This is a genomic window from Vibrio pacinii DSM 19139 (assembly GCF_000711795.1).
Taxonomy (GTDB): Bacteria; Pseudomonadota; Gammaproteobacteria; order Enterobacterales; family Vibrionaceae; genus Vibrio; species Vibrio pacinii.
Genome location: NZ_JONH01000002.1, coordinates 257,098 through 279,880, shown reverse-complemented (window position 1 = coordinate 279,880; position 22,783 = coordinate 257,098). Strand labels below are relative to the sequence as shown.

Here is a 22,783-nt window from a genome sequence, read left to right as displayed (position 1 = left end):
CAATGATAGCCAGTCCGTTTCGATTACCGCGTAAAACGCCCTTTGGTATTGGTGAGTCTGTATTAGAGTGGGCGACGGGGTTAGCACGACTTGATACGCTCTATTGTCAAAGCGCGTTACCGAAAAATAGCTTTGATTTTATGACAGAAGCGCTGGCGCGTATTGGGACTCAGTATCAGGTTGATCACGGCAGCTTGGACAATATTCCCCCGCAGGGACCAGTATTGATCGTGGCTAACCATCCATTTGGAGGCATAGAAGGGATTATTCTCGCCTCATTGATTGCTCAGGTGCGCAAAGATGTCAAAGTGTTGGCGAATGAGTTGCTCAAACGAATCCCAGAGCTTGATGAGTTGTTTATTGGCGTCGATGTGTTTGGTGGTGAACGGGGGCGTGCGACCAATCGCAAAGCTATTAAACAAGCGAATCAACATCTTAAACAAGGAGGTGTGTTGATCATCTTTCCAGCGGGTGAGGTTTCTGCTTGGCAAGCTGGCGACAAACGGGTCACAGACAAACAGTGGAGCCAATCTGTTGCAAAGTTCATCAAACACACCCAAGCCACCACGGTACCTGTGTTCATTCGTGGTATGAACAGTAAGCTGTTCTACCAACTCGGGCGCATCCATCCATTGCTTAGGACTGCGTTACTCGGGCGAGAATTATTAAACAAGGCGGGGCAGACAATTTCAGTGTCGATCGGTAGTCCTATTGTGTTTAGTGAGGTTAAAGACTTTGCCAGCGATCAAGAGGTGACGCACTACTTGCGTCTTAATACCTATTTGATGAGCAGTTTAGATCAAGCGCCACAGACGCTGCCAATCCCTGATCAAGCTGAGCCGATCATCGCACCAGTTGCGATAGCGCTTCTTGAGCAAGAGTTAGCCAAGCTGAGTGACTACAAGCTACTTGATCAGGGCGAGTTTTCGGTCTATTGCGCACCAACGAAACAAATACCCCATATGATGCGCGAGATTGGCCGAGTGCGAGAAGAGAGCTTTCGCCAGGTGGGGGAAGGCAGCGGGCGCAGTTGTGACATTGATCGATTTGATCCGCATTATCATCAGTTGTTTGTTTGGCATAATCATCAGCGCGAGTTGGTCGGCGCGTATCGTTTAGGTTTAGTGGACCAACTGGTTGAACAAGGAGGCGTCGATGCACTCTATTCGTCGAGTTTATTTCAATATGACCAGAGTTTTTTAGCTAAGCTTGGTTGCTCAATTGAAGTCGGGCGATCTGTGGTGGCGCAGCCTTATCAACGAAATATGCAATCACTACTGCTGCTTTGGAAGGGCATTGCGACCTTTGTCCATCGTCAGCCCAATTATACTCACCTGTTTGGCCCTGTAAGTATTAGTAATGATTACAGTCCTGTTGCAAGGCAGCTTATCGCCTCGGTAATGACAGTACACTATTATGACGATGATAAAGCACGGTTAGTTCATCCCACCACACCACTGCAACTAAGTGGAGAGGAGTTTTGGCGCCCCGATATGCTAAGCTCGTTGGCCAAGCTCCCTTTACTGTCCAAAGTCCTCAGCCGCTTAGAGCAAGGGATGGGTATGCCAGTGTTACTGCGCCAATATTTAGGGTTAAACGGCAAGCTTGTCTGCTTTAATATCGATCCTGCGTTTAACTTTGCCCTTGATGGTTTGATCGTGGTCGATTTAACCGAAGTCTCTGAGCGTGTTCTGGCTAAGTACATGGGACGAGAGCAGGCTCAAACCTATCTAAGCCATCACACTCAAAAAGATGCTTAAGCAAGGCGGTTTGATTATGGGTAGATATAATTAATACAACACTCGAAAGGAAGCGCATGTCTCATTCCATCCACTTGGTGTTGGCGTTATTTGCCTTTGCCGCCAACTCCTTTTTCTGCCGATATGCACTGGCTGATGGATCGATTGACCCGGGTTCATTTACCTTTATTCGCTTGGTGTCTGGCGCTGTGACCCTTGCGATCATTTTACGACTTCGTCGCCAACTTAATGTTGCTTTTGTCCGTGATAAATTAAGCTGGTGGTCTGGCATTGCGCTTTTTGGCTATGCGATCTGCTTTTCGTTTGCTTATACCCAGTTAAGTACTGGCACAGGCGCACTGATTCTATTTGGCATGGTGCAACTCACCTTAGTGACGTTTCATGTTTTATCAGGCAATCGCCTTTCTTGGCTTGAACTCAGCGGTATTGGTATTGCTATTAGTGGTTTTTCGTTACTGATGTTGCCTTCGGCGCAAACCCCAAGTCTTACCGCGGCGCTGTTAATGGTGTTGGCTGGAATATGCTGGGCAGTGTTTACCTTATTAGGACGAAAGACGGGTGAGGCTTCGGTAGCGATTACCCACGGGTTTGTTTTGGCATCGTTTCTGGCTGTAGTCGTCAGCCCTTACCTGTTTTCGGGTGAAAGCCTCTCTTGGTCAGGCATCATTTGGGCCATGCTGTCGGGTATTTTCGCATCAGGCTTTGGCTATATATTGTGGTATCAAGTCGTCAAACGTATATCGGTGTTACAGGCGTCAGTCGCTCAACTTGCGGTACCTGTGATGGCGTTTGTGGCTGGAGATTTCGGCCTTGGTGAATCCGTGACCTTTACTGCGGTTTTATCTTCGCTACTGGTTTTAGGTGGGATTGCGCTTACCTTTGTTGCCAAAGAGAAAAATTAGGCCCACAACAGCGTGGGCCTTGGGGAATTAGACTTTGTAATGATCAATTTCACTGCGCAGTACTTCAGAAAGTTGTGCGAGTTCTTGAGTCGCCGCGCTACTTTGCTCAGCTCCCACTGCATTCTGATTTGAAATCTCACTAATACTGCTAATGTTGGCGTTAATTTCCTCTGTCACTAAACTCTGCTCTTCAGCCGCAGTGGCGATTTGCGCATTCATCGCTGTGATCTGGTCTACGCTCAATTTTATTTGGGTCAATGCATCGCCCGCTTCGCGTGCTTTATCAACCGTTGAAAGTGCATTACTTGCTCCGGTTTCAAGCCGTTGAGTTGAGTCGCGGCTACCTTGTTGCAATCGCTGGATGGTTTGCAAAATCTCTTCTGTCGATTCCTGAGTACGGCTCGCTAAAGTACGAACTTCATCAGCAACAACAGCAAAGCCTCGACCTTGCTCTCCGGCCCGCGCCGCTTCAATCGCGGCATTGAGTGCCAGCAGATTCGTTTGTTCAGAAATGCCTTGAATCACATCCACCACACTGCCAATCTCTTCTGAGTGTTTGGCCAATTGGTGCATCGATTCTACCGAGTCTTGCATCTCTTGGGATAATCGTTCAATCATCTCCACGCTGTCCATCACCACTTGTTGTCCATTAGCGGCCGCTAAGTCGGCCTGCTCAGAGGCGTTGGCCGCAGACGCAGCACTTTGCGCCACTTCATGTACCGTGGCAGTGAACTGGTTAATTGCGGTCGCGACTTGTTCGGTTTGGGCTTGTTGAGTCATGATGTTTTGCTTGGTTTGCATTGCTACCGCGGAGTTCTCCTCGGCTGAGCGCGCTAACTGGCTGATCGAGTCACGGTTGGTTTGTACTACATGTTGGAAACTGGTCACGATACGGTTCACTGACTCCGCAATATGCGAAAATTCATCATTACCAGAAGTATCAAGTCGTTGAGTCAAGTCGCCTCGTGCAATTTTATCTGAGGTGTGCTCAAGTTGCGCTACGGCATTATTGACCCGCTTAACCACAAATAACGACATGCTGACAATCACGACTAGCGAGATAAGGGTTATCGAACTGACCGTCCAGATGAAACGTTGAGTATTGTTTTGGGCATCATGGAAGCTCTCTTTACCTTCTTCTACTTGCATCGTGAAAAACTGCTCGGCGTACTGGTAAGCTTGTTGAAATTGTGGGTTGATTTGTTCGAGCAATATGACGTTGGAACCGGTGAAGTCACCACTATTGAGTTTAGCGATGGCTGGTGTAAAACCTCGGTCAGTGATGTCATCAACAACACTGGCAAGGTTATTCACTACACGGGCTTCCTCTGGTGCTAGCTTAGACTGCAATAACTCCTTATCTATGATGTTATGCAGTATTTTAAGCGAGGCGTGAATTTGATCGATGTGCAGGCTGAGTGGATGGTCGTGCATCGACGCGGTGGAAGATGATGGAGCATGTTGAGAAGCGAGTAACAGGGCGCTTCTTGCGTTGCCAAGTTCATCAATCACTCGGCTTGTTCGGATCGTGTGTTGCATTCCCTGACTATAGAGATCTTCGATATAAGCGGCAGAGGTGCGCATTCCCGAAATACCTTGGTAACCGAGCACCAGAAAAGCGAATAGGGTTAGCAGAAGACTTAACTTTAGTTTGATGCTGACGCTTGCGAAAAAGCCAAATAACTTCGGTTGTTTTTTATCTTGGCCTGCTGTTTGATCTAGCGCGACTGAAGTCATCATGGTTCCTTTTTTTTATTTATATTTTACTAATATAGCTAGGATGACGAGATCTATCAGATTTTGGAATTGATATAGGTCATGAATTATTTGGATAAATATATTCAGTATGGCAGATTGTTAACGTAGTCAAATATTGTGCAGGGAAATAACTACGAAGAAGTTGTGATGGGGGGAGTTTGACTTGGTCGGGAGACCGTACTTACTTTGAAGCAAGTACGGTAAGGCGTTAATTGATCGCCGTGCTGGCGCGACGCGTTAGTTTAAAACCGATATCGGTGATGGTGTCGACAGGTTCACCTTTTATTTTATTGATCAACTTTTCTGCCGCGCGAGTGCCCATATGTTCATAATCAATTTCGGCGCTGGTTAGGCTTGGGTAGGCGTGCTCTGCCATCGTTGAGCCTTCTAAGCAAATGATGGCGATATCCGTGGGCACCTTAAGTACCCGTCGGTGGCATTCAAATAGGGCGCCGATAGCGATCTCTTCGTGACTGCAGACTAAGGCATTGAGCGTTGAATCACGCAGAAGTAGTCTGGCTAACCCTTCTGCACCTAATTGTGACGAGGGCGCTTCGTGGGTAGTAATAAAATGATCGGGTGCCAAGTAGTTGTCAATCATAGCGCTTTGCCAGCCATGTAGTTTACGCTGTAGTGAGGCGTGCTCTCCGCGTGCACCGATAAACCCAACATTGCTAAAGCCTTGCTCAATAAGGTGTTTGGTACATGTTTTACCAATATCAAAGTGATCAACTCCCAAGTTGAGAAAGTCAGGCTTTGAAGTGATTTCAGATATTTCGAGAACAGCGATATTTGCTGAGTCGAGTAATTGATGGGTTCGTTTACTATGTTCGCCACCAAAAAGTACGACACCTGATGGTCGACTCTCTAAAAAGGTCGACAGCAGTGTTTCTTCTTTATCAACGGAGTAATCACTATAGCCAAGCAGGAGTTGATACCCCGCTTTATTCAATCTGTGCTGAAAACTAGGAATGAACATTGAGCAGGATTTTTCGAGTAGTGACGGTACGATCAGTGCAATGGAATAGCTTTCGGCTGAGGCGAGAGCACCAGCGGCTTTGTTGGGAATATAACCTAGTTCATCAATAACTTGTTGGATCTTCTCGCGCAGTTTTTCCGATACCTGATCAGGTGTTCGCAGTGCTCGCGAAACGGTCATAGAACCCACGCCAGCTTTTTTGGCTACATCTGCGAGTGTTACTTTACCTGTACTTCTTCGTTTTCGCGGTTCACTCATTATTTTACTTCGTAATTTTTCTCATCGTTTACGCTGATATCATACCACAGCGCTTGGGGTGGAACGATATTAGCGCATTGGAGAGTGAACTCAAGTCAATACTGTCAGTTTGTTGATTTAAAATGATAGCGCTATCACAGTTTATGGTAGCGCTATCAGATAGCGCTATCATTTGTGACGTTGATCTGTTTTTTATCTCAAGATCATCGCTAGAGTATCACTGTCAACACAACAAACTGGAATGATGCAATGCTTAGTGAACTGATTACCCCTGACGTTATTCGCATCCATAGTGATGCAACAAACTGGAAAGATGCGGTAACAAAGTCGTGTCAGGCGTTGATAGATAACGGTGCCATTGAGCCAGGTTATGTCGATGCTATCTTTCGCTCTCACCAAGAGCTGGGTCCTTACTATGTTGTCGGTCCTGGGATGGCAATGCCGCACGCCCGACCTGAAGATGGTGTAAACCGTCTCTCACTCGCGCTTACTGTTATCCAAAATGGTGTTAATTTCGATTCGGAAGGCAATGACCCTGTGAAAATGCTGGTCACGTTAGCCGCAACCGACAGCGACAGTCATGTTGGTGCAATATCCAAACTGGCCGAGCTATTTATGAATGACGAACATGTTGAACAAATTTGTAATGCGAAAACCGCACAAGATATCGTTGCGGTAATCAAAAACTACTAACTGAAACAATAACTCCTGCTATCACCCCCTACAGATATTAGGAATATAAAAAAGGTACAGAATGATGAAAATTATGGTTGTTTGTGGACACGGTCTTGGAACGAGCTTGATGATGGAAATGAGCATCAAAAGCATAGTTAAAGAGTTAGGTATTGCTGCAGAGGTTGATCATATCGACCTAGGCAGTGCTAAAGGAACGGATTGCGATATCTTTATTGGCACTAACGACATTACCGATCAGCTCAAATCTTTGGGAGTTGAACCAAAGATTGTCAGCTTAGATAACATGGTAGACAAAGTGGCGATGAAAACGCGCTTGTCAACGGCTCTTGAAGAACTTGGCGCACTATAAGGGGGCGTTATGGAATTTTTTAATTTTTTAATGAATGATGTCCTGTCAGAGCCGGCGGTCTTGGTTGGCTTGATTGCCCTGATTGGTTTAATCGCACAGAAAAAGCCTGTGACGGAATGTGTCAAAGGTACCGTAAAAACGATTTTAGGTTTCATTATTCTCGGTGCGGGTGCTGGGTTGGTGGTAAGTTCACTTGGTGACTTCGCCACCATCTTCCAACAAGCATTCGGCATAAGCGGTGTGGTACCAAACAACGAAGCCATTGTCTCAATTGCGCAAGAGGCGTTTGGTAAAGAGATGGCGATGATCATGTTCTTTGCCATGTTAGTAAACATCTTGATTGCTCGTTTGACTCCTTGGAAATTTATCTTTTTGACGGGCCATCATACCTTGTTTATGTCGATGATGGTTGCTGCAATCTTGTCGTCTAGTGGTATGAGTGGTGTGCCACTTATCGCTCTAGGTTCACTAGTCGTTGGCTCAGTGATGGTGTTTTTCCCTGCGATTGCACATCGTTACATGAAGCAAGTAACAGGTTCTGATGAGGTTGCTATCGGTCACTTCTCAACACTTTCTTACGTGTTGGCAGGTTTCATTGGTAGCAAGTTCGGTAATAAAGAGCACTCTACTGAAGACATGGACGTACCAAAGAGCTTATTGTTCTTGCGTGATACGCCCGTTGCGATTTCATTTACCATGGGTATCATCTTTATGGTGACCTGTATCTTTGCTGGTGGTGATTTCGTGCGTGAAGTGAGTGGCGGTAAACACTGGTTTATGTTTGCTTTAATGCAGTCAATCACGTTTGCTGGTGGTGTGTACGTTATCTTGCAAGGTGTGCGTATGGTTATCGCTGAAATCGTTCCTGCCTTCAAAGGGATTTCAGACAAGTTGGTACCCAATGCAAAGCCTGCGCTTGATTGTCCGGTTGTGTTCCCTTACGCACCAAATGCGGTATTGGTCGGCTTCTTATCGAGCTTTGCTGCCGGTCTAGTTGGTATGTTCTTGCTTTACGTGATGGGATTAACTGTGATTATTCCTGGTGTCGTACCGCACTTCTTTGTCGGTGCTGCCGCGGGTGTGTTTGGTAATGCTACTGGTGGTCGTCGTGGTGCTATTCTTGGCGCGTTTGCGCAAGGTCTACTGATCACCTTCTTGCCAGTATTCCTCATGCCAGTACTTGGTGATTTAGGTTTTGCCAATACCACCTTTAGTGATGCAGATTTTGGCGCAGTGGGTATCCTGCTGGGGCTGATTGTTCGCTAACCTTTGATTGATTTACAATGTAAAAGGCTTCCGTATTTTGGAAGCCTTTTTTGTATCAAGTGAGGCATTAACCGATTTGTGTCAAACGATGGATGGTGAATGATTCAATGGCTCCTTCAACCGCTTGAGCATATTCGCTAATGTGCTTGCTGGCCAAGTGCGCTTCGAGTGCTTGTGCAGACTGCCAGTTCTCATAAAAGACAAAATGGGCAGGATTGTGCTGATCTTGGTGCAAATCGTAGTTGATGCAGCCTAGTTCTTGGCGAGTGTTATCAATCAATTTTAACAGTTCGTCTCGCACCAGTTCTATTTTGTCGGCGTTGGCGACAATATTGGCAATAATAGTTAACTTTTCCATCTTGTTTAATCTCGCTTACAGTGTTGTCACTACATCGTCGATGGGTAAGCGAGCTTTTGGCAAGCCGTGATTATAATCTTCATCTTGTTTGTGATAGCCAATTGCTAAAGCAAAGTCACATTGATAGCCATCTAGCTCTTGCTTGAATGTTTCTCCAATCAGCTCGGCGTCGACACCTTCCATCGGCGTAGAGGCAATCCCCATACGGGCGAGAGTGTGTAAGATGTTTCCAAGCGCGATGTAGGTTTGCGCTTTGGTCCAGTGACCATTAAAGCCTTGGTTATCGGTGTTAAGTTCGACAAAACCGAACGCACCGTTAAGCATATCGTTGTAGCGCTCTGCTGGTAGGTGACCTGATGTGACTTCGGCATCGACTACTTTTTTATAATCTTCTTTGGTGAAGTGAGGGTTATGGGCAAATAAAATCGTATGTGATGCTTCTGTTGCATGCGGTTGATTAAACTGGAATTTGTTGACGAAGGTATCATGGAAACGCTGTTTCGCTTCATCACTTTCCAACACAATAAATTTCCATGGTTGCGAGTTAATTGACGAGGCTGATAAGCGCAGTGCCTGCTTAATAACTTGTATATCTTGCTCTGAGATACGTTGGTTCGCGTCGTATTTTTTTGTTGTGTAGCGACGGTTAAGATCTTGAATAATTGGGTGCGTCATATCGATTTCTCACTCTCTAAATTGGGGCGCGTCATAGCAGAAAAGTTGTTCCATATGTCAACAGTGTTTGATTGGCAGATGACAGCAGGATATCTTCAAACTAGCGAGTTTGTTTGGTTGTTCAATTTGATGTGAGTAATTTATGGCAAACACGATAAAAGAAAAATAGCCAATTTGCCCAATGACTATGGCGATTTTTTTTCCATAATGGGGATGTTGGAGTTGCATAGGTTCTGTCGCAGCCAGAGCGGGTTGGCTGCGACAATGACAAACTAAGCGATACTAGATAGGTACAACGAGAATATCGACTGGGGACTTATCAACTAAATGCTTAGAGTAAGAGACAATTTTGCTCCAAAAATCATGATGATGACCACACAGCAACAGATCAACTTGTTTGTCTTCGATGGTCGCTTTTAGCTTGTCAGCTAAGTCGCCGGTGCCGACTAAGATGTGCTTGATTGGATGCTCGCTATAGGCTTCAAAAGCGCGAATCTGCTCTATCGTGTGTTCACCGAAAGGCCGTTGAGTGTCATTGGCTTGAATATCCGCCACTTCGGGATAGATTTCACCATGCGAACCATCAATATGAATGAAGGATATCTCCGCATTGGTCAATGTTGCTAAGTAATTCGCTTTGTCTATTAGCACCTTAGTTTCTTCGCTGAGTTCTAGTGCAACGAGAATATGCTTGTAGTTCATAATAGTGACCTTATTGTAACTCGCCTAATCCAAGCATAATCGCTAAGTGACAATAAAGTTGTCGCGAATGTCTCGAAAATGCCAAAACCTTTACTTCGCCGCCAAACTAGGAAATTTATTTCGGTGAACTGAGCCTCATTTGCGGCGTTTTTCATCGCTACAATGGAATCAGTTAATGTAATTGATCGGAGTAAATGATGACGTTTCCAACCAATTTCTTATGGGGTGGGGCGATTGCCGCCAACCAAGTCGAGGGACACTTTGATAGCGACGGAAAAGGGCTATCAACAGCGGATATGTTACCAAACGGTATTTTAAGCCCTCACCAAACTCGCGAGCAGCGCGGTGCGGGTATTAAAGATGTGGCCATCGACTTTTATCATCGTTATCCAGAAGACATCTCATTGTTTAATGAGATGGGGTTTAATTGCTTACGTTTATCGATTGCTTGGACGCGTATTTTTCCTAACGGCGATGAACTTGAACCAAATGAGGCAGGTCTTGCGTATTACGATAAGATTTTTGCTGAGTTAGCAAAGTATGACATTCAGCCTTTTGTCACTTTGTCACATTACGAAATGCCGTATTCGCTGGTCGAAAACTATGGCGGGTGGGGAAACCGCCAACTGATCACTTTCTTTGAGCGTTATGCTCGTGTCGTGTTTGAACGTTATAAAGACAGCGTAAAGTTGTGGCTGACATTCAATGAAATCAACATGTCTCTTCATGCGCCATTTACTGGTGTTGGTTTAGCGGAAGATGCCAATGAACAAGCAATTTACCAAGCCATACATCACCAGCTAGTTGCCAGTGCGCAGGTCGTTAACTTGTGCCACCAGATCATTCCAGATGCTCAGATCGGTAACATGTTACTTGGCGCAATTAATTATCCGCTGACGTGTCATCCGGATGATGTGCTAGCTGCGATGCATGAGAACAATAAGTGGCTGTTTTTTGGTGATGTTCAGACTCGCGGAAAGTACCCAAGTTATATGTTGCGCTATTTCCGTGAGCAAGGCATCGAGATAGAAATGCAGCCTGATGATGTCGACGTGTTAGCTAGCGCCAGTGTTGATTTTATCTCCTTTAGTTATTACGCCAGCGGCTGTGCCAGTGCTGATCCAAAACACAAAGAGGTTGGGAATATCATCGATAGTGTGCCCAATCCATATCTGGAAAAAAGCCAATGGGGCTGGCTTATCGATCCGAAAGGGCTGCGAATTCTGCTTAATTTTTTACATGATCGTTACCAAAAACCACTGTTTATTGTTGAAAATGGCTTAGGAGCTCGTGATGAATTGACACCCGATGGTGAGATTGTCGATGACTATCGCATTGCTTATCTGAACGATCATTTGGTGCAAGCTCGAGAAGCCGTGCTTGATGGGGTAGAACTAATGGGTTTTACCAGTTGGGGACCGATAGACTTGGTGGCGAACTCAACCGCACAAATGAGTAAGCGCTATGGCTACATTTATGTTGATCGTCATGATGATGGAAGTGGAACGTTAGCGCGCAAACGCAAAAAAAGCTTTTATTGGTATCAGCAAGTGATTCGTTCGAACGGTGAATCTTTAAACGGATAAAGCAAAGGAGCCAATTGGATCCTTTACTTTGCGCCTTGGCAGCCAAGGAAAAAGTCTATCGCAGATTCTAAGTTTTTTAACCGCTCTTGTGGGTCGTTTGGCGCCATGCCGAGAAAGACTGGGAAAAAAGTTCGGCCTTTCACCAGTGCCCACAAATTATTGGCGAGCTCCGCTGTATCTTGCTTCGGTAGTGCACCATGGTTGATAGCTTGTTCTAACCAAGTCTCCATTGCGCAGGATTTAATGCCTTCAACTTGATTGAGGTGGCACTGGCCTTGGCACATGGCTTCAATAGTAATTGCGACAAGCAGGCGGCGTTTTTCGCATTGCATGACTCGGTCAAGCTGCTGAGTAAAAATCTCGATCAACTGCTCACGTATTGTGCGCTTTGGGTCAAAATCTGCCAGCGTATGATTGCGCTTTTCTTCACTCATGACGTATTCAACAACGGCTTGGTAGAGCTTTTCTTTCGAGCCAAAGTGCGAATAGAGCGTAGGTTTTGTTGAGTTGGCTTTTTGAGCAATCAGCTCTAAAGATGCCCCTTGTACACCCATTTCCTCATAGCACTCAATTGCTGCTGATAGAATGTTTTGCTTAGTCCGTTCACTGCGTTGGTTTCGTTTGTCCATACCTTTATCCATACAGGATGGGGAAAAATGCCAAGCTACCATAAATTGCTGTGCCTTCTATCATTTGTGTCAGTTAATGCGAGTTTTTTCATCTTTTACCGACCGTTTGCTGCTTTTACCATCAAGATTGGCGTTTTAAGATCTCATTAATCTGGTTGACTAGATTGACCATAGGATCAATTTTCTTGCCGACTAACTCAGGGGCGTCGGGAGTGGTTAGCACAAAATCATCCGATGCTAGACCAGACTCTATCGGGACATATCCGTTATAGCTCTCTTTGATTTTCGCCAGAGTGACCTGTTTGGCCTGTACCGTTCGATGCTTATCCAGAACGAACAGAGTCGGCGTTCCATCGTTGGTATGAATCGCCGAGCTAGGCACAAACAGCTGTGGCTCAGGACCTGGGCTATTAAGATAGAACGCGGTTTTTGAGCCAATTAAGTGTTCATCATTGTGGTTGTCGAAAACCGCATAGGCTCTGAGAAAGGCGTCTTGATCAGACAGCTTAGCGTCAACATATTTAAGTTTACCCTCAATATAGTGGCCATCTTTATTAATGATTGACGCTTGTAGGCTATCAGGGGCGTTATTTAGCATCTGACGAAATACGTTCAATACTTCAGCCGACGCCGTAAAGTGCAGTTCAACCGTATCGTTTGCCACCAGCTCAGCGATTAATGCTCCCTCATTGACATAGTTGCCAGCGTTGAAACGAATTTGGCTGAGTTTTCCTGAAAAAGGCGCGTGTATCGTGGTGGCTTCTTGTTCTTTCTGCGCAAGCAGTAAATTATTTCTGGTCTCTTCAACTGCGCGAACAGCGGTTTGGAATCTTGGATCATCTTCTTGCGAGGTTCGAGTTAACTCGATGATGTTCCTTGTTGCCATCTGATACTCTTTTTCAGCGGCTTTGACGGCCAGTGCTGCTAAGGTCGGGTCAAACTCAAGTAGCGGGGCGCCTTTTTCTACATACTCTCCATCATGAACATAGATATTGACAATTTTAGCGCTGTTTTCGGCAACTATTTGAGTGTACTGAGAAGGCTTAAATTCACCTTCTAGGGCGATAAGTTTCGTTGCGCTGCGCTCAATAGGCAGTTCAACCATGTAGGCAGTGGTGCTTTCAGATGACTTCGCTTGTGAAATCTGGCAACTAAAAAAGAAGGCAGGAGCGAGTGTTAAGCTTAGGCCAAGTGAGAGGGCGAGTTTGTTCATAGCTGTCCCTGAATCGAGTTCATTATTTGTCTGGCTTATCTAATGCGATGATTGGTTTATAATTTTTATGGCTATGAAGAGTATTTTAACTTTACCATTAAGTAAAGTTTTGTGGGTGGCATCAGCAACCTGAATCAGGACAAAAGTGGCTGGCGTTAGATGTAATTTCTTATTAAATGAGAATATATGTTCATTATTTGTTTCTTATTCCCAATTTATAAGAATAGAATTTGATCGTGACTCTAAGGTAACGATACAAATAAGCGTGAACTCTATGAAGCAAAATAGTGGACAAGTTAACGAGAAGGTATTGCAGCTTTTAATGCAAGTTGCAGTTAATGATCACCCTGTGACAGCAAAGCAGCTTAGTGAGCAATTAGGTACGCCGATCAGTAGCTTATATCGCCATTTGAAGCTACTACGTGAATGGAATCTGATTGAAGAAAGCCCCAATGACAAAACCTTGATCATAGGTCCGGCAGCCTTGTTGTTAATGCGCAGCTATCAAACTAGCCAGCACGATTTAGATGTGGTTGACACGGTGCTCAACCGATTACAGAAGCAGACTGGCGAAATGGCCGCTTACATGGTTCCGGTCGGTTATCGAGCATTGTGTGTCAGTCGCAAAGAGAGCATGCAGGCGCTTCGTTGCAGCTACGTCCAGGGTCAAAGTCAACCCCTGCTACGAGGCGCCTCATCTAAAGTGATGCTAGCTTACATGCCTCAGGCTCGCTGTGACAAAATTTTGCGCTATTTTGACGAGCACCAACGCATTGAACAGTGGCAACAAGAACTGGCGCAGATCCGCAATCAAGGTTATGCGGTGAGCACATCAGAAATTGATGTTGGGGTATCTGGTATCAGCGCTCCGGTAATGAAAGGTTCCAAACTGGTCGGGGCGATTTCGGTGATGGCGCCTGCACATCGAGTTCAAATGAATCAACAAAGGATTATTCTTCACGTTCTTCAAGCAGCAAGGGCTTTGCCCCCCGAGAGGTAATGGAAATGTTTGGGTTATTTCGCCGTCATAATCAACATGATTCTGCACAACTGACGTCTCAACGTTTAGTCATGCTTAGCGTAAGCGAACCGCTTAAACCCATGAGCCATGTTGAGTTCGAAATGGCTAATCAGAACTTAGAAGAGAGTTATCAATGGATGATCGACAATCACGGTCAGCGTTGGTTTAACGGTGGTCATTTTAACCTCAGTGTCAGAGCCCGTGGTGAATACCAGTTGCACTTAAGCCAATGTTTAGGCTCTGCAGCTATGCCAGTTGTGTTGACCAATAACAGTGAAACCTTACTTCACTCATTACCTTTGCTTCACTCGCCAAAGCGAGAATTAGGTATTGTGCACATCGGGCGTCAGTTTGAACTTAAAGACTCTCTGGAGCCAGAGCAGGGCAGTGCCTTTCATTTTGCTCTTTCTCGATATAATGAATGTCGGCTATTTTGTCTTGGTATCGATCATTCACTGGTGGAAAACCGATGGACTGACTATGCGCAAGATCTAGGCTGTGATTGGTTGACCATGGAAGAATGCTCTTTTAGTCATCGCTTTCAAGTCAAACAACAATTGGCCAGTTACTTAACCCATTGTGATGATGTGATCATCAATATCGATTTGGCTTGCCTCTATCCACGTTCCCAGCTGGAAAATCAGACGGCACTAGAGGTACAAATGGTTAATAGAATACTGCGTCAGTTAATGATTTGTGGCAAGGTTCGCCTGATTCAGTTGGTTGGCTACAAAGATAAGCACCTCTATTCGAAACAGACGCAAAGTATACTGCACGAGTTAGAAGCCTTGGTTGCTTTACGCGATAGAGCGGCGTAGGGGCTAGATACACAAAAGCTGGCGGTTAAGCCAGCTTAGCACGGTGAATTTGCGCGTGATTATGATTGCTCGCGTTTTTGTTCGACTCTTTCCAGTACTGAATACGAACGCGATGCAACTGAGCTTTTCTCATTTTTTTCATGATAATCCCTCACTTAAAAAACAACATTGCTCGTCAATGAGCTTTTGTGAACCTAGTTCCTCATGAACAAAAGATAATGTAGCGGCCAACGGACAAAATATCTAGGTTTGTGATCACATTTTTTTGTATGAAATCGGTGTCTCATTACATTAAAGTGCGCAGTCGCGCATTAGCATAAGATTGTCATGTAAATTAACAATAACTGCCATATTACTTTCATTAAGAATAAACAATAACTTAACCCAAGTGTCACGGCCCGCTTCTACTATCTGAGCGCATTTACATAAAAATAACTACGCAAGGAGTCAGCAATGTGGAATCGTGACCAACAAGATTCTCAATTCAGCCAAATGATCGATGCACGACTTTCACGTCGTCGATTTATCGCCGGAACGGCCGCAGTCAGCGCCAGTACCTTCCTTTCGCTTAACCCGATTACCAAGGCTTTCGCGGCGCAAAGTGAGACGTCTTTACTTAACTTTGAAGCCGTTGCCGCGTCGACGAGTGATACGTTTATCGTACCCAAAGGGTACAAGGCGACACCACTGCTCTCGTGGGGCGATCCTATTTTTGCTGACGCGCCAGCATTTGATCCCAGTGGTAAGCAGGGGTCGCAAGCTCAACTGCGCCAATTTGGTGACAACACGGATGGTATGAGTTTATTCCCCATTAGTGAGAACCGTGCGGTTATCGCGGTCAATAACGAATACACTAATTACGATTTACTGTTTGATCACGGTGGCAACGCGATGACGGCTGATGATGTGTTAAAAGCGCAAGCAGCACATGGCGTGACGGTGTTTGAAATCGTCAAATCAGGTGGTGAATGGAAGTTAGACAAAAACGGGACACGAAATCGTCGTATTACCGCCAATACCGAAATGCGACTGACGGGCCCTGCTGCTGGTCATGCATTAATGCAAACAGAGTTAGACCCTTCTGGGATGAAACCGCTTGGTACATTTAATAACTGCGCCAACGGACAAACGCCATGGGGGACTTACCTAACCTGCGAAGAAAATTTTAATGGGTATTTTGGGACGAGTGGTCGCGCCGAGTTGTCTGACGATCATAAACGATACGGTATTAAAGCCGCTCAAAGTAAATATCAATGGCACGATAGCGATGAGCGTTTCGACGTCGCAAAACACCCCAACGAGCCCCATCGTTTTGGTTGGGTTGTAGAAATCGACCCGAATGATCCGACCTCAACACCAATGAAACGCACGGCATTAGGCCGTTTTAAACATGAAAACGCAGCGCTACTCATCAATGACGATGGTCATGTTGTGGTCTATCTGGGTGACGACGAGCGTGGAGAGCATTTGTATAAGTTTGTCTCGAAAGGCAAATACAAGCCGAGTGATGACGCTGCAAATCGACGTTTGTTAGAAGAGGGAACCCTTTACGTTGCCAAATTTGAAATGGATGACAACGAGCTTAAGGGACAAGGCCAATGGTTGGAACTCACTTATGGCAAAAATGGCCTAACCAAAGAGAACGGCTTTAACAGCCAAGCTGAGGTGATGATCTTTGCTCGTCGTGCGGCGACTCAGGTGGGAGCAACCACCATGGATCGTCCAGAATGGGTCGCCGTTCATCCCGATAACCAGCATGTATTTTGTACTCTGACCAACAATAAACACCGTGGTGTCAAAGAGGGACAGCCGGTTGGTGGCCCCAACCCGCGCAAAGAGAACCACTACGGGCAAATTGTACGTTGGCTACCAAGCAATGGCGATCACAGCAAAGATAGTTTTGATTGGGATCTCTACCTAATTGCAGGCAACCCACAGGTTCACCAAGGCAGTTTGTACGCTGGTAGTGACAACATTAATCAAAACAATATGTTTAACAGTCCTGATGGCATTGGCTTTGATAAAGCGGGTCGCTTATGGATTCAAACCGATGGTAATTACTCGAATAAGGGCGACTTTGCCGGTCAAGGAAACAACCAAATGCTATGTGGTGATCCGATGACGGGAGAGGTTCGCCGTTTTCTAACTGGGCCGATAGCGTGTGAAATCACGGGTTTAACCTTCTCACCCGATTACAAAACGATGTTTGTTGGTGTGCAGCACCCAGGAGAAAAAGGTGCCCCTTCGCACTTCCCAGCTGGCGGTAACAGCAAACCTCGTTCGACGATTATGGCGATCACTCGTCAAGATGGTGGCGTAATTGGTGCTTAGTATCATCAGGTAATAGTTTGATGAGTGGGGCCTTGTGCCCCATTTTTTGCGTTTCACAACAAAACATTGCTTTGTTATGCGTTAACTCGCATAAATTTTGTGATCTTTTATCGATTAACTACGCTAGATGGTTGCGTCGTCTAAACGCTGTCACTATATTAATAAAGTATCCAAATAACTTCAAAGGTGTAGAGAACCAAGTAAACTCCCAGAGTGAATACGAACCTATTAAGCGCAATTGACACACACATCCTAACGAGCAATTCGTTAATCGTGCATCGAACAACGTATAAGAACACGTATTTTCAACGGCCTTTTGCTTTATCTTTCTCAATGCTCTCACCTGCGAGTTATCGATACATTATTTGATAACCCAGAAGGAGATTGATTATGGTGTCACTAGGTATAATCGTGTTAGCTTTCTTCGTATTTATGTGTTGCTGGGTTGCACAGCATGGCCTCCCTGTCTTTGGCATGAAGTTGGATGAAGCAGATCTACTGCTTATCTCTGAGATGTCAGGTGAAGGCGTCCTTGAAGCATAAATAACAGTACTGTTAACGAAAAAGGAGCTGAGCAGGCTCCTTTTTTGATCGCGAAAGTATTATTGATTCAACTGTTGAGTAATCACCTGTTTGACGGTTTCAAAGCGTGCAGGCAGCTTGCGGTGGCGTTTAGTTAATAAATACAGCGTTTCGACAACCTCAATATTTGGCTGGTAAAGCGCGATAGAGTCTTTCTCGGCAAAGGTTTCAAATGCACTTCGCGGCAGTACCGTAAAGCCGTGACCTTTGGCGACCGGAAGTAAAATTTGGCTCAATTGGTTAATGTAGCCCTTGATCGGCAATAGGTTAATGTTGATGGTTTCAAGCGCCTGTTCACCACAACGAGAAAAAAACAGTGATAAGTAGTGCTCGGCGTCTGGGTGGCGAATCAAGCCTATCTGCTTTAGTGTCTCTTCCGTTAGAGAGTCTGTGGCGTACTGTTTAGGTAACATCAGGCACAGCGGCTCTTGACCAATGCGTTGCGAATCGACTCTCGGATCGGAGGGTTCACGTGTGACTATCCCCGAATCAATATCACCGTTAATGACATCGGCCAGTATCTTGTGATGTGGCGCGGCTTCTAAGTGGGTAATGAGCAGTGGACATTTACATTGTAAATCGAGCAGGTGTGGATAAAGCAACAGTGCCAGCGACCCAGAGCACGAAAGAGTAATACTGCCCGCGCAAGGGTCATCTTGATTGAGTGACATCAGCATTTGCTGCTGTTGTGACTCAAGTTCGGTTGCGTATTGATAGACGATTTTTCCCGCTTCGGTAATTTCAAAACTTTTGTTGTGACGCTCAATGAGAGGATGACCACATGTTTCCTCAAGCTTTTTAATGTGTTGACTGACTCCAGGCTGAGTCATAAACAGTTTATCGGCGGTTTTAGTGAAGTGCCCCGTATCGATTAAAGTCACAAAGGTTTTCAGCCAAGTCGGATTAAGCATACTGCATACCTATAACGAAAAATTATCTTAGATAGTTTATGTGATAACTAAAATTTTAGGTAGTGGTGTTTATGCTACTGCGTGACAAGCAATTTTGCTCTACCCATCAATCCAAATTGCTGTTACTGTTTGCGTTCATAGTCGGGGAGCCTATTTGGGCTGAGATCGTAACCGAGACCCGTTGAACCTGATTCAGTTAGCACTGACGTAGGGAACTATTTTCATCGTGCCTTTCTTTGGGTTCGATGGCCTTACTTAATACCGAAGAGATCAAATTTCTCGGTCATCAAGCAAGGGTTCCTACGTCTTGTTGTAGGAGCTTATATGCCGCATTTACAAGACACGCCACCTATTGTATTAACCATTGCTGGTTCAGACAGTGGAGGCGGCGCTGGAATTCAAGCTGATATCAAAGCCATTTCAGCCACCGGCAGCTATGCTTGCTCGGTGATCACCGCCATTACCTCACAAAATACCCAGGGTGTGAGCGCCATTCATCCCGTGCCCACTGAGCATGTTGCGAGTCAACTTGATGCGGTATTTTCTGATTTACAGGTTACTGCGGTGAAAGTGGGTATGCTGGCCGATGCTGATATCATCCGCGTTGTTGCAAAAAAAATTCGTCAGTATCAGCCTCAATGGCTGGTGGTTGATCCTGTTATGGTTGCCACCAGTGGTGATCTGCTATTGCAGCGCAGCGCCATTGAGAGTTTAAAAAACGAGCTGATACCGCTCGCAGACTTAATTACGCCGAATCTACCTGAAGCGGCAGCATTGATCGGGGCTAACACGCCAACCAATGAAGACCAAATGGGGGCGCTAATAGAGCCACTTCGCGCCCTTCAGGCCCGAGCGGTGCTACTTAAGGGAGGACACTTAGATCAAACCTCCGATAGTAATGATTTACTTGTGACGAATCATCACAGTGAGTTGATCCGATCTCAACGTGTAGTGACCATCAATACCCATGGCACAGGTTGCACGCTCTCCGCTGCCATCGCGTCCTATCTGGCCCAGGGGCATCGATTGCATAAAGCCGTCTGTTTAGCAAAGCAATATCTGACTCAAGCGTTAACTCATGCTGATGAGCTTGACGTTGGCCGGGGACATGGTCCTGTGCATCACTTTTTTGCGGGGCATTCTCATGTGCGTTAAGCCAAATACGTTGTCTTTACAAATGTATTCCGAGTTTGACCTTGCTATTAATAGTGGAATAATCGTTGTCCTATCTCAACATATACTCTTTTAGGTGCTAGTATCTAACCATAAAGTCTTAAGAGAACAATTGAATGCAGGGGCCACAAAAGCCACATAATGAAGCGCAAAGAGTAGAGGCGCTGAAACGACTCAATATTCTAGATACGAAACCAGAAGAACGTTTTGATCGATTGACGCGCTTGGCGAGACGTTTTTTTGATGTGCCTGTTGCTGTCGTTAGTTTGATTGATAGTGACAGGCAGTGGTTTAAATCTTGTGATGGGATAGATGTCAAAGAGACCTCACGAGAAGTTTCATTCTGTGGCCATGCCATTTTGGGTAATGAGCCGCTGATTGTTCCTAATACTCTCAAGGATACACGGTTTTGCGACAATCCATTGGTAACGGGGGAGTTCGGTGTGCAATTTTACGCTGGGGTCCCGCTGATGTATCAAAACGGCTATCAGCTTGGCACCTTGTGTATCTTCGATACCAAACCGCGTCAGCTTAGCCAAGAGCAAATTATTGATCTGATTGATTTAGCCAAAATAGCTGAAAACGAGCTTTCTGCCAGCTTAACGGCAACAACCGATACACTGACTCACATTTCTAATCGCAGAGGTTTCGATTTGCTCGCCCCCAAGGCGATGGAACACTGTTTGGTTGGTGGGTTAGCGGTCTCGTTGGCATTTTTCGACTTAGATAACTTTAAGCAAGTTAATGACACACTCGGTCATGCCGCAGGTGATCAGGCGTTGGTCGATTTTACTCGGCTGCTTACCTCATCATTTCGAGACTCGGATGTTATTGCGCGGATTGGTGGTGACGAATTTGTAGTTTTGATGTCTGGTGCAAGTGAAAAGGTTGCGAATGTGGCCATCCGCCGTTTTAATGAGGCGCTTGATGCCTTTAATCAAGACCAGAAGAACCCCTACAAACTCGAATTTAGCGTTGGTGTGGCGTCGGCGAAAGAAAAGAGTGATATGAATCTTGAAGTGTTATTGGAGATGGCTGATCAACGGATGTTTAAGTCTAAACATTGACCGTTTTGCTAATGTAATCCCAGAAAGATTAGTCATTAACTTGTCGTCAAATTGACATTAGGTTGATGAATTTTGTCGACACCTTCAGCTAATATGCCTACATGGTGGGTGGGGTTAGTTGTGTGGTGTATAGTGAAAGCTGTTATTCAAAACAAACGCGCAGGTTTACTGTTGCTGGTTACGTTTTTATTGTTGGTCGCGCCAATGTCTGCGTTGGTCAGTCACATCGATTTATTGAGCGATGTGAGTCCGTTTTCAGGTATGGCTTTTACCCTTATAACGGATTCCGCAGGGGCCAATGGTTTTCTCATCACCCTGACGTTGCTAGTCGCCATCACTTGGTATTTGGTCGGTAGCCGTTCTCGATTGATCGCACTTTTGGTTCACCTCAGTATTTTGCTTGTGATTGGTTTTGTGGCTAAAACCGGTTTAAAGCCTATGACGGAAAGCCCGCGTCCTTACACCGCTCTTCTTGTCCATCAGTTATTCATTCCTCAAGCTGAACATTTCTATAAATTAAATGATGCTCAGCAAACGCACGTTATTGAACAGGTTTCAAAACAAGTATCACCTTGGAGAACCAAGCACTGGCAGGGTGAAAAAGACTATTCATTCCCATCTGGACATACCATTTTCGCCGCGATTTGCTTGGCATTTTTTGGTGGCGTGTTTATTGAGTACAAGCGCTATGCACTGGTGATTGGGTTGGGTGCTTGGGCGATAATGGTCGCATACAGCCGTCTATGGCTCGGGATGCACCGTCCGATAGATCTGGTCGGGTCGATTCTATTTGTTGGCGTAGTTTATCTGCTGATGCCTAACATACACCGACTGATTGAGCGATGGTTCACTTTGTCTGCGTTTGCTCAGCATAAAAAGTTAACTCGTTAGTTCGGCGATTGCATAATCCTTATTATTCGATTATTTTGGAAATGTCTAATTGTGAGGAAAAAGCTATGGAGCTTGAAGCCGTTGCTAAAGCTTTAAAAGAACTTGGACACCCGATCCGACTCAGCATTTATAAACGGGTCGTCAAAGCTGGCTGCCAGGGTATTGCGGTTGGTCGATTGCAACAAGCGTTAGGAATTCCTAGTTCAACCTTGTCTCACCATATTTCCAGTTTACTGTCTGTGGGTTTAATCAGCCAACGTCGTGAAGGACGCACGCTTTACTGTGTGACCGATTACCAATGTTTACAGGGTGTTATCGACTTTTTGCAAGAAGAGTGTTGCGCCGAAGAGAAATGCTCATCAAGCTGTAACTCGTGAGTGCTCGTTGAAGGGTACGGTTTGATGATCTTGTGGGATAGCACTTGATCTGTTTATTGGATAGGGAATGAAGCAATGATTACTGCTCTTTATGCCTCGGTTTCGGCAGGCTTGATGATCTGGCTCGCCATTGAGGTGATCAAGCAAAGGCGCAAAGCGCAAATTAAGTATGCCGATGGTGGCGTTAGTGCGTTGCAAATGGCAAGAAGTGCGCATAGTAATGCGGTTGACTATGTGCCAATTACTTTAATTATGCTGGCTCTCGCCGAGTATAATGGTGCGGCGCCTTGGACGATTCATCTGATTGGCGTTACATTCGTCGTTGGGCGTGTGTTACATGCGCAAGCGATATTAGCCGATAAGTTGCAGGGTCGAATCACAGGTATGAAGCTTACGTTTGCGGCAATTGTTGGCTTAATTGTGCTGAATATGATCAATTTACCTTTTGACCGTTTGTGGTAAATGTCACATCCGGTGAGTG

Annotated in this window: 23 protein-coding genes and 1 riboswitch; of the genes, 15 read left to right on the top strand and 8 right to left on the bottom strand. The window is 45.4% G+C overall.

Features of this window, described 5'->3' with window-relative positions; translation table 11 throughout:
* Positions 1-2: 2 nt before the first annotated feature.
* Positions 3-1,760, top strand: a complete 1,758-nt coding sequence (locus tag BS19_RS03495; RefSeq protein ID WP_038173357.1) for a bifunctional lysophospholipid acyltransferase family protein/GNAT family N-acetyltransferase — start codon at positions 3-5, stop codon at positions 1,758-1,760.
* A gap of 56 nt (positions 1,761-1,816) precedes the next feature.
* Positions 1,817-2,662 (top strand): DMT family transporter, encoded by an 846-nt coding sequence (locus BS19_RS03490; protein WP_038173356.1) that lies wholly within the window; start codon positions 1,817-1,819, stop codon positions 2,660-2,662.
* 27 nt (positions 2,663-2,689) lie between these two features.
* On the opposite strand, the gene BS19_RS03485 is transcribed toward BS19_RS03490, so the two are convergent.
* Both BS19_RS03485 and BS19_RS03480 read right to left on the bottom strand, forming a co-directional pair.
* Entirely contained in the window at positions 2,690-4,399 is a 1,710-nt protein-coding gene (locus BS19_RS03485) for a methyl-accepting chemotaxis protein (RefSeq protein ID WP_342665207.1), read from the bottom strand.
* Between the two features lie 229 nt (positions 4,400-4,628).
* Positions 4,629-5,657, bottom strand: a complete 1,029-nt coding sequence (locus BS19_RS03480; protein WP_038173355.1) for a LacI family DNA-binding transcriptional regulator — start codon at positions 5,655-5,657, stop codon at positions 4,629-4,631.
* A gap of 249 nt (positions 5,658-5,906) precedes the next feature.
* On the opposite strand from BS19_RS03480, the gene BS19_RS03475 reads away from it, so the two are divergent.
* The 3 genes from BS19_RS03475 (at position 5,907) to BS19_RS03465 (ending at position 7,968) form a co-directional block, all read left to right on the top strand.
* Positions 5,907-6,350, top strand: coding sequence for a PTS sugar transporter subunit IIA (locus BS19_RS03475; protein WP_038173354.1), 444 nt, complete (start codon positions 5,907-5,909; stop codon positions 6,348-6,350).
* A gap of 64 nt (positions 6,351-6,414) precedes the next feature.
* Positions 6,415-6,702: a PTS sugar transporter subunit IIB gene (locus BS19_RS03470; protein ID WP_038173353.1), complete on the top strand. Its 288-nt coding sequence runs from the start codon at positions 6,415-6,417 to the stop codon at positions 6,700-6,702.
* 9 nt (positions 6,703-6,711) lie between these two features.
* Positions 6,712-7,968 (top strand): PTS ascorbate transporter subunit IIC, encoded by a 1,257-nt coding sequence (locus BS19_RS03465; protein WP_038173351.1) that lies wholly within the window; start codon positions 6,712-6,714, stop codon positions 7,966-7,968.
* A 67-nt stretch (positions 7,969-8,035) separates the two neighbouring features.
* Here BS19_RS03465 and BS19_RS03460 read toward each other — a convergent pair whose 3' ends face one another.
* The 3 genes from BS19_RS03460 to BS19_RS03450 all read right to left on the bottom strand — a co-directional run bounded on the left by BS19_RS03460 (position 8,036) and on the right by BS19_RS03450 (position 9,703).
* Positions 8,036-8,326, bottom strand: coding sequence for a putative quinol monooxygenase (locus BS19_RS03460; protein ID WP_038173350.1), 291 nt, complete (start codon positions 8,324-8,326; stop codon positions 8,036-8,038).
* Between the two features lie 15 nt (positions 8,327-8,341).
* Positions 8,342-9,001, bottom strand: a complete 660-nt coding sequence (locus tag BS19_RS03455) for a nitroreductase family protein (RefSeq protein WP_038173348.1) — start codon at positions 8,999-9,001, stop codon at positions 8,342-8,344.
* Positions 9,002-9,283: 282 nt separating this feature from the next.
* A complete protein-coding gene (locus BS19_RS03450) occupies positions 9,284-9,703 on the bottom strand; it encodes a universal stress protein (RefSeq protein ID WP_038173346.1) in 420 nt (139 codons plus the stop codon).
* A 194-nt stretch (positions 9,704-9,897) separates the two neighbouring features.
* On the opposite strand from BS19_RS03450, the gene ascB reads away from it, so the two are divergent.
* The gene (gene ascB, locus BS19_RS03445) at positions 9,898-11,289 is read left to right on the top strand and encodes a 6-phospho-beta-glucosidase (protein ID WP_038173344.1); all 1,392 of its coding nucleotides are present in this window, start codon (positions 9,898-9,900) and stop codon (positions 11,287-11,289) included.
* Between the two features lie 23 nt (positions 11,290-11,312).
* Here the strand turns inward: ascB and BS19_RS03440 are convergent, their stop codons facing one another.
* Positions 11,313-11,918, bottom strand: a complete 606-nt coding sequence (locus BS19_RS03440) for a TetR/AcrR family transcriptional regulator (RefSeq protein WP_038173342.1) — start codon at positions 11,916-11,918, stop codon at positions 11,313-11,315.
* A gap of 121 nt (positions 11,919-12,039) precedes the next feature.
* Positions 12,040-13,131 carry an efflux RND transporter periplasmic adaptor subunit gene (locus BS19_RS03435; protein ID WP_038173341.1) on the bottom strand — a complete coding sequence of 364 codons (1,092 nt, stop codon included), beginning with the start codon at positions 13,129-13,131 and terminating at the stop codon, positions 12,040-12,042.
* Between the two features lie 274 nt (positions 13,132-13,405).
* Between BS19_RS03435 and BS19_RS03430 the strand changes: the two genes are divergently transcribed.
* The 4 genes from BS19_RS03430 to BS19_RS20355 all read left to right on the top strand — a co-directional run bounded on the left by BS19_RS03430 (position 13,406) and on the right by BS19_RS20355 (position 17,844).
* On the top strand, positions 13,406-14,131 hold the full coding sequence (locus BS19_RS03430) for an IclR family transcriptional regulator (protein WP_038173340.1): 726 nt from the start codon (positions 13,406-13,408) through the stop codon (positions 14,129-14,131).
* 5 nt (positions 14,132-14,136) lie between these two features.
* Complete coding sequence (locus BS19_RS03425) at positions 14,137-14,970, top strand: arginase family protein (protein ID WP_038173576.1); 834 nt, start codon at positions 14,137-14,139, stop codon at positions 14,968-14,970.
* Positions 14,971-15,423: 453 nt separating this feature from the next.
* The gene (locus BS19_RS03420) at positions 15,424-17,301 is read left to right on the top strand and encodes a PhoX family protein (protein ID WP_038173338.1); all 1,878 of its coding nucleotides are present in this window, start codon (positions 15,424-15,426) and stop codon (positions 17,299-17,301) included.
* Positions 17,302-17,691: 390 nt separating this feature from the next.
* A complete protein-coding gene (locus BS19_RS20355; protein ID WP_169739000.1) occupies positions 17,692-17,844 on the top strand; it encodes a hypothetical protein in 153 nt (50 codons plus the stop codon).
* A gap of 59 nt (positions 17,845-17,903) precedes the next feature.
* Here the strand turns inward: BS19_RS20355 and BS19_RS03415 are convergent, their stop codons facing one another.
* Positions 17,904-18,794: a LysR family transcriptional regulator gene (locus tag BS19_RS03415; RefSeq protein WP_038173336.1), complete on the bottom strand. Its 891-nt coding sequence runs from the start codon at positions 18,792-18,794 to the stop codon at positions 17,904-17,906.
* 132 nt (positions 18,795-18,926) lie between these two features.
* A riboswitch (TPP riboswitch) is annotated at positions 18,927-19,025 on the top strand.
* Between the two features lie 93 nt (positions 19,026-19,118).
* On the opposite strand from BS19_RS03415, the gene thiD reads away from it, so the two are divergent.
* The 5 genes from thiD (at position 19,119) to BS19_RS03390 (ending at position 22,764) form a co-directional block, all read left to right on the top strand.
* Positions 19,119-19,949, top strand: a complete 831-nt coding sequence (gene thiD / locus BS19_RS03410) for a bifunctional hydroxymethylpyrimidine kinase/phosphomethylpyrimidine kinase (protein WP_038173335.1) — start codon at positions 19,119-19,121, stop codon at positions 19,947-19,949.
* Between the two features lie 134 nt (positions 19,950-20,083).
* Positions 20,084-21,034: a sensor domain-containing diguanylate cyclase gene (locus tag BS19_RS03405; protein WP_038173334.1), complete on the top strand. Its 951-nt coding sequence runs from the start codon at positions 20,084-20,086 to the stop codon at positions 21,032-21,034.
* 132 nt (positions 21,035-21,166) lie between these two features.
* Positions 21,167-21,925: a phosphatase PAP2 family protein gene (locus BS19_RS03400; protein WP_038173333.1), complete on the top strand. Its 759-nt coding sequence runs from the start codon at positions 21,167-21,169 to the stop codon at positions 21,923-21,925.
* Between the two features lie 65 nt (positions 21,926-21,990).
* On the top strand, positions 21,991-22,302 hold the full coding sequence (locus BS19_RS03395; protein ID WP_038173332.1) for an ArsR/SmtB family transcription factor: 312 nt from the start codon (positions 21,991-21,993) through the stop codon (positions 22,300-22,302).
* Positions 22,303-22,377: 75 nt separating this feature from the next.
* Positions 22,378-22,764 carry an MAPEG family protein gene (locus BS19_RS03390; protein WP_038173330.1) on the top strand — a complete coding sequence of 129 codons (387 nt, stop codon included), beginning with the start codon at positions 22,378-22,380 and terminating at the stop codon, positions 22,762-22,764.
* The last annotated feature ends 19 nt before the right edge of the window (positions 22,765-22,783 follow it).